The 6,238-nt window shown below is 48.0% G+C and carries 7 protein-coding genes and 2 pseudogenes; 5 read left to right on the top strand and 4 right to left on the bottom strand.

Annotated features, from left to right (window positions below):
* Together H8K38_RS17180 and H8K38_RS17175 are read left to right on the top strand one after the other, a co-directional pair.
* Positions 1-356, top strand: a 356-nt coding sequence (locus H8K38_RS17180; protein ID WP_186886072.1) for an IS5 family transposase, incomplete at its 5' end; no start/stop codon positions are given.
* A gap of 45 nt (positions 357-401) precedes the next feature.
* On the top strand, positions 402-911 hold the full coding sequence (locus H8K38_RS17175) for a GNAT family N-acetyltransferase (RefSeq protein ID WP_186886071.1): 510 nt from the start codon (positions 402-404) through the stop codon (positions 909-911).
* Positions 912-1,028: 117 nt separating this feature from the next.
* On the opposite strand, the gene H8K38_RS17170 is transcribed toward H8K38_RS17175, so the two are convergent.
* The gene (locus H8K38_RS17170) at positions 1,029-1,187 is read right to left on the bottom strand and encodes a hypothetical protein (RefSeq protein ID WP_186886070.1); all 159 of its coding nucleotides are present in this window, start codon (positions 1,185-1,187) and stop codon (positions 1,029-1,031) included.
* A gap of 330 nt (positions 1,188-1,517) precedes the next feature.
* Between H8K38_RS17170 and H8K38_RS17165 the strand changes: the two genes are divergently transcribed.
* A complete protein-coding gene (locus tag H8K38_RS17165) occupies positions 1,518-1,874 on the top strand; it encodes a helix-turn-helix domain-containing protein (protein ID WP_255423053.1) in 357 nt (118 codons plus the stop codon).
* A gap of 1 nt (position 1,875) precedes the next feature.
* Positions 1,876-3,174, top strand: a complete 1,299-nt coding sequence (locus H8K38_RS17160) for a type II toxin-antitoxin system HipA family toxin (protein WP_186886069.1) — start codon at positions 1,876-1,878, stop codon at positions 3,172-3,174.
* Positions 3,175-3,312: 138 nt separating this feature from the next.
* Here H8K38_RS17160 and H8K38_RS17155 read toward each other — a convergent pair.
* Positions 3,313-4,026, bottom strand: a pseudogene (locus tag H8K38_RS17155) (IS3 family transposase); the annotation flags it as partial.
* A gap of 78 nt (positions 4,027-4,104) precedes the next feature.
* On the opposite strand from H8K38_RS17155, the pseudogene H8K38_RS17150 reads away from it, so the two are divergent.
* Positions 4,105-4,251, top strand: a pseudogene (locus H8K38_RS17150) (transposase); the annotation flags it as partial.
* Positions 4,252-4,680: 429 nt separating this feature from the next.
* Here the strand turns inward: H8K38_RS17150 and H8K38_RS17145 are convergent.
* Both H8K38_RS17145 and H8K38_RS17140 read right to left on the bottom strand, forming a co-directional pair.
* Positions 4,681-5,904: a type II toxin-antitoxin system HipA family toxin gene (locus H8K38_RS17145; RefSeq protein ID WP_186886066.1), complete on the bottom strand. Its 1,224-nt coding sequence runs from the start codon at positions 5,902-5,904 to the stop codon at positions 4,681-4,683.
* Positions 5,901-6,218, bottom strand: coding sequence for a helix-turn-helix domain-containing protein (locus H8K38_RS17140; RefSeq protein ID WP_186886065.1), 318 nt, complete (start codon positions 6,216-6,218; stop codon positions 5,901-5,903). Before H8K38_RS17140 ends, H8K38_RS17145 begins: the two co-directional genes overlap by 4 nt.
* Positions 6,219-6,238 lie beyond the last annotated feature (20 nt).

Raw genomic sequence — 6,238 nt, 5'->3', positions numbered from 1 at the left:
TACCCATCGACTTTGATATCACCAGTGGCGCGATCCATGACTGCAAGGCCGCGCCGGAATTGATCGCGAAATTACCAAAGGCGGGTGCCATGATTGCCGACAAAGGCTATGACAGCGAGGCAATCCGGGCACAAATTGCCAGTCAAGGCAGTCGCGCGGTGATCCCGAGAAAACGTAACTCAATCAAGGGAAACGCTGATCTTGACCGAGGGCTGTATCGCTACCGCCATTTGGTTGAAAATGCGTTTGCGCGTTTAAAGCAGTATCGGGCGCTGGCAACCCGGTTTGATAAATTGAAGCGAAATTATGAAAGTGTCGTCGCCATGGCCTGTGCTTTTTTATGGCTGCCTATGTGAAACGTCAACAGACCGTAGCCTTGAACACATCATGGATGCGCGACAATGTTAGAAATCAGCCACCCCCATATTCAACTTCGGGCCCAAAGCCAGTCTGCAGAGGATCTGGCATTCTTGCGCCAGCTCTATGCATCTGTGAAGCTCGACGAGCTAGGCAATAGTGGCTGGAATGAGTCGCAAAAAATCGCTTTCATTGATACCCAGTTCGATGCGCAGCAAAGGTTTTACAGTCAGCATCAGAACGCCAGCTTTCTTCTGGTTTTGTACAAGAATCATCCGGTCGGGCGAGTGTATCTGCAACAGGCCGAGCAGGCGCTGGTATTGATCGATATGTCGCTGATCAAAGGTTTTCGCAGTCAGGGACTGGGCAGTCTGCTGATGCAGTCGGTGATAGAGAAGGCCAGGCAGCACAGACTGGCTATCGAATTAAACATCGATAAAATGAATCCTGCCCTGAAGTGGTATTTGCGTATGAATTTCCAGTTAATCGAAGACAAGGGCGTTTATTTATATCTGCGTCGCCCGGCCTGGCAGGAACAAATGGCTGGAATCTGAATTGCGCGGCATTCGGAAGGTGTTCGATTTGATACGATGAGATTCTGCCGCCCGATGAAACAGGATTTTGTCCGCCATCATTGCCATTCGCGGCAGACAGCTTCACGTCAGCCTGATTCAGGCCGGCTTGTCTTTTCTTTCCGGCATAAGTTCATCCAGCAGTAATTTAGCCTTGTCGCATTCGCGGTTCAGGAACTGCTTGCTCAATTCCGATTCCAGCAATTCATCCCAGAGCAGTTGTTCCGGGTCTGGCTGGTGGTGATTTTTCTCGGTCATCGGTTCCCCCCCTGATAATGCTAATTAAACTGATAAAGGTGATTTACAGAAAACCCGTTCGGCTTTTTTTCCAACTTTTGAGCATCTCCGAGCCGATCTTTATGGTATCACCATCATTATGAAAGCGTTTTCCACCCATGGAATATTTGACGGAATTCTATCAACGCTACGTCGTTAATGATCCGAAGGGCAGTTTGGAATATGTGCTGTCACTCATGTCGTGGGGAGCGGAAGCGATTTCAAGCGTCGAAATAATGGAATTGTCCAAACAAGTTCGCGCCGTCTACAAGGGAAAGGTGTTGCATTTTACGCCGCATTAGTCGGAGCTGGATGCATAAATATGATGTTGATTTGCACCATAATTTAAAATATGATGCAAATATGCGCCATAAAACTACATTTCTATCCCAACCTGTGACCGAGGCTGTTAAGCATCTCGGCAGCCGGTTGCGTATTGCCCGCAAGGCAGCAGGCCTCTCGCTTTCTGAACTTGAAAGTATCACTCGTACACACCGCACGACATTAGGCAGGCTTGAGCGGGGCGAGGATGGCGTATCAATTGGAACATTATTCGCCGTCTTGGAGGCTTTAAATGAGCTGTCCGAGATGGAATTGGTCTTAAGTCGACCAGATGTCCCAAAGCAGCTACGCACTCCCATCAAGCCAGTATTAGACCAGGATTTCTAAAATGCCGATCCGTGAATGCACTATTTTTGACTGTACAGAGCCAAAAAATCCTCGGCCAATGGCTGCGTTCGCGTTGGATGATGCTGGTAATGGTCACTTGGGCTACGGTCGCCACTACATCACGACACCGAAGGCGTTCCCAATTGACCCGCTACAGTTGCCACTTGGCCCGGATCCGCATCTCGTAACCCGTTTTTCGGATGGCAGTTATGGGGCTTTAAGCGATGCCGGGCCAAATGCCTGGGGCCAGAAATTAACCGCCAGTTTGTGCAAGTCCGATATGAAGCCTATTCCTGCCACTCCGGTTGAATGGTTTTTGCAGTCTTGGCACTTTGGTTCCGGCTGTTTGGGCTTCGGTCTTTCGCATCAAGCGCCACCAAACATCGGCATTCAGGCATCGTCGGTTTCAGATTTGAGTTCCCGCATACTCTCGCAGATCGACAAGGTAGTTGAAAATGGTGATGGCGATTTGGATTTAGAGGCAAGGCAGCTTCTGGCGCCTGGTAGCAGCCTTGGCGGATTACGGCCAAAAACTCTAGTCATGCATGAAGGGCGCGAATACATCGCCAAATTTAGCAGGCCAGATGATTTCTTTGATGTGCCCAAAGCGGAATATGCCACGCTCAGGATGGCGCATCTAGCCAAAATCAAGGTGCCTGATTTTGAATTGATCGATGTTGCCGGGAAATCCGTCTTGATCATCTGCAGATTCGACCGAACGGATGATGGGAAGCGCTTGCATTATCTGAGTGCACATTCCGTTTTAGGAATTAATTCCGTAACTCCTGAACTGTATGTCACAAAGTTTTCCTATGCGGGGTTTGCAGAATCGCTGCGTCAACGGACGAAGTTTGCGCGAGAAGACTCGCATGAGCTATTTCGGCGAATGGCCTTTAATGTTCTCACGGGCAACATCGATGATCACTTAAGGAATCATGCGTTGATCCGCGACTTAAATGGGATATATCGGTTGTCGCCAGCATTTGACCTGGTTCCACACCGAGAAGCATCTAATTTGCATCACTCTATCGGCATTGGTGCACAAGGGCCTGTTGCGAGTATCGAGAATGTGTTATCACAAGCGGGCAGGTTCCTATTGCCGCCACAGGAAGCCAAATTGATTGTGGAGGAAGTTAGAGAAGTGGTGTCCCATTGGCCGAAAATGATGCAAGAGGCAGGGTTAACTCGTTCAGATGTTTTAAAGCTCAAGAGTAGTTTTGAAATAGTTGATGCTTATACTAAGCCACTTGTGAGCGGTATAGCAGCACCGGAGAGCTGCGCCAGCATACGCCCTAAGTAGTGCCTTTTTAAAGGGAGATCCTTATGACGAATTCAGATAAATTGCGGCCAAAATTTGATTGCAAATTGCAAATTGACAGATTACAAAGACGTCGAAAATATCATTCACAAGATAGTGAGGGACGGGTACTTGTAGTGGTCAAGTAATTTCGGACACTTCAATAAGTCTTTTTTCTGCCATTTTCTGTTCAAACACAGCAGGCGGCAGATTGCCCAATACAGAATGCATACGTTCGCAATTATAGAAGCGCACAATGTAATCCGTTATATCGTTTTTTGCTTCAGCATGGTTTGCATACTCACGCTGCCATACGCGTTCCATTTTCAGATTTAAAAAGAAGCGCTCAGCAACTGCATTGTCCCAACAATTACCTTTTCGGCTCATGCTGCAAATAAAACCATGTTTAGCAAGTAATGCCTGGTATTGACCACTGGCATATTGCCTCCCTCTGTCAGAATGAACAATCAAACCTTGACGCGGATTACGATGGCGGATTGCCATATTAAGTGCTTCACACACCAAATCTGCTGGCATAGCCGGTGCCATTGCCCAGCCCACGACCTTGCGTGAGAATAGATCAATTACCGTTGCTAAATACAGCCAACCGGATCCAGTACGAATATAGGTAATATCTGAAACGTAAGCCACGTTCGGCGCAACAGGATTGAATTGCCTGGCAAGTATGTTTTCTGCAATCGGCAAATCATGCTTGCTGTCAGTGGTGTGAACAAATTTCCGCTTCCATACTGGCTTCAGATGAGATTGATGCATGAGCTGGCGCACCCTGTAACGACCAATGCTTATCCCTTTTTCCTTCAGTGCCACAACCAGACGGCGGCTACCATAACTTTGGTTGTAACCCTCCCGTAAAATAAAGCCACGCCTAACTAGAGTCCTTGAGGCAAACTCATATGCCGAAGGAGAACAGCAATGCGTAAGAACAGATTCACAGAAACACAAATCATCGGAATATTACAAGCCGTCGAAGCGGGCAGGCTGATCAATAACGTTTGCCAGGAACACAGTATTTCCGAAGCAAACTACTATCAATGGAAATCAAAGTATGGCAGCATGGAACGACTGTCATAAAGAGACTCAAAGATGACGTTTAGACTCATATACTCCAATATGATTGAAGATGAGCAGATTCGTAACGTATGCGCTGAATCATGAATAACTTAAACATTTTAAATCACGTCAAAAAAGTAGCAAAGAACGATCTTCGTATCTGGGCTGCTCCTTTTGTTGCCGTAGTTCAAGCTACGAAGGCTGAGTTAAAACGACTATTGAATTCAGATTCAATTCCAAATTCTTCCCAAAAAAAGCAATCACAGCACAGATAACTCGCTCTTTTTGTCGGGGGGGGGTTACCATTTTCAGTCTAAAAAATCTTCAACAATGGGTCGTGAGATTTGAAGATTTCTTCAGTGTCAGGGCAGGGTGCGATTTTGTGGGACGTGGGATCTTCGACTTTCTGGGACTTTTCAGTTGGCGAAGCCTTATGGGTTAAACCATGCGCCTGCGGTTTGCTTCGATGGCGCTTTTGATGACTCTTAACGTTGCAGGCTTAATCCCTACATCCTTTGCATAGGTGGCTAATGTTCCTGCGATAGAAGTGATGCGCTCAATCGTCTGGCGAGCCCAACCAGAGGGCAGATCGACGGCTTTTGCCAATGCTAGCAGATGTTCATGACCTGGGTTACGGCCTTCCCCCCGGATCGTCATCTGGTGCTCACCACCAATGCCTACGTTGTACGTCAGGTCGAAGCAAGGTGCAAGTTCCCAATGCATCGATTCGTTCATCACGTAGGCGAAATTCTTCGTGTGGTCATCGCGGTTATTGAAAACGACATTGAATACGCATCGCTCGAAAGCATTTTTTACTTGCCGATCGTCCTTGGTCAGCGTTCGTGTTGCTCTTAAGAACACCTCATAGTCACGTGTTGGTAAGCGAAAATTGTCATCGAGCAGCGCGGCGAGACTCAAGGTCGGCACCCGCATTCCGTGTCTTCTATCAAAACGCTCGATTCCAAATCCTGCCAACTTCGGGGTTAAGTCGAAGTATTTTGTCCCCGGCATGTCTAAACCGCATTGCCGAGCCATGGTGGCATAAAGGATCTCAATGGCACAGACTTCCTTTGCTTCTCCCTGTGCCTGAAATTTGACAAGCCATGCTTCACCTGGCGCCGCGCGGTCAGTGCTGACCTCTTCCGTGGAAGTGTTGTACTGAACAAGAACTTTCGGTTGTGCACCATGGGGCGACCCTCCAGTTAGTGCCAGCTGCTCAAGAGTGGTCGTATCTTTGCCTGCCAAGATCAGCTGTGCGCCTTCTGCCAATACCCGCAACTCTTGATATTCGGGATCGTGGCTCAGTGCATCGGGAGGTGTAAAAACTAGGGCGCCCATCGCACGGTCACTGATGAATGCAAGTCGATCCAGCGGTGAAATGTTACCCGGGTCACGCCCACTTTTTTGGAAACAACGGTCCATCAGGAGGCGGCCCCAGCCATCAGGCAAGGAATCAGCGATCAATCCCGGCAAGTTGTCTTGCGTAACCGGAAATCCTGAATAAGCTACTTTGCGCAGTTTCAAATAAATTGGCGATAACTCGATACCACGCGCTAGCGCCTCATCCGAGTATTCGAATAGAAGAGTCCGCCCCTCGTGGGCGAGAGTACCTAAGTGCCAGTTTTGCCCCCATCCGCAAAAATTGATGTTGAGTTTTTTCATAAAAGCTTTTTGTTTTTACGAGGAACACGTTGACGAACAGGCTTTGTGGCTAGTTCCAGTTCTCTGATTGACGTCGGCTTTTGCAAAAACAGCGGCTCGATTTCTTTTGTGAGATCCAAGGCAACAATCAGTCGTATCACAGTCTCGAGAGTAGCCTTGCCGCTCTTTTCAAATCCGGACACGGTGCCCAATGCTACGCCTGCGCGCTGTGCTAGTTCGGGTTGGGATAGCTCGAGGCGCATGCGTTGCGCTTTCATCCGCGATGCTATTTCTTTACTGAGTTCGGATGCTGTTGCAAATGTAAAATCTAACATTATGAAGTTATCCTAATTTT

The sequence above is a fragment of the Undibacterium sp. FT79W genome (assembly GCF_014284215.1).
Taxonomy (GTDB): domain Bacteria; phylum Pseudomonadota; class Gammaproteobacteria; order Burkholderiales; family Burkholderiaceae_D; genus Undibacterium; species Undibacterium aquatile.
This window is presented reverse-complemented; position numbering and strand designations above follow the sequence as displayed.

Bases quoted from the DNA above. Each gene is read 5' to 3' on its own strand.
- H8K38_RS17170 (WP_186886070.1), bottom strand. From the start codon at position 1,187: ATGACCGAGAAAAATCACCACCAGCCAGACCCGGAACAACTGCTCTGG.
- H8K38_RS17160 (WP_186886069.1), top strand. From the start codon at position 1,876: ATGCCGATCCGTGAATGCACTATTTTTGACTGTACAGAGCCAAAAAAT.
- H8K38_RS17145 (WP_186886066.1), bottom strand. From the start codon at position 5,904: ATGAAAAAACTCAACATCAATTTTTGCGGATGGGGGCAAAACTGGCAC.
- H8K38_RS17175 (WP_186886071.1), top strand. From the start codon at position 402: ATGTTAGAAATCAGCCACCCCCATATTCAACTTCGGGCCCAAAGCCAG.
- H8K38_RS17140 (WP_186886065.1), bottom strand. From the start codon at position 6,218: ATGTTAGATTTTACATTTGCAACAGCATCCGAACTCAGTAAAGAAATA.
- H8K38_RS17165 (WP_255423053.1), top strand. From the start codon at position 1,518: ATGCATAAATATGATGTTGATTTGCACCATAATTTAAAATATGATGCA.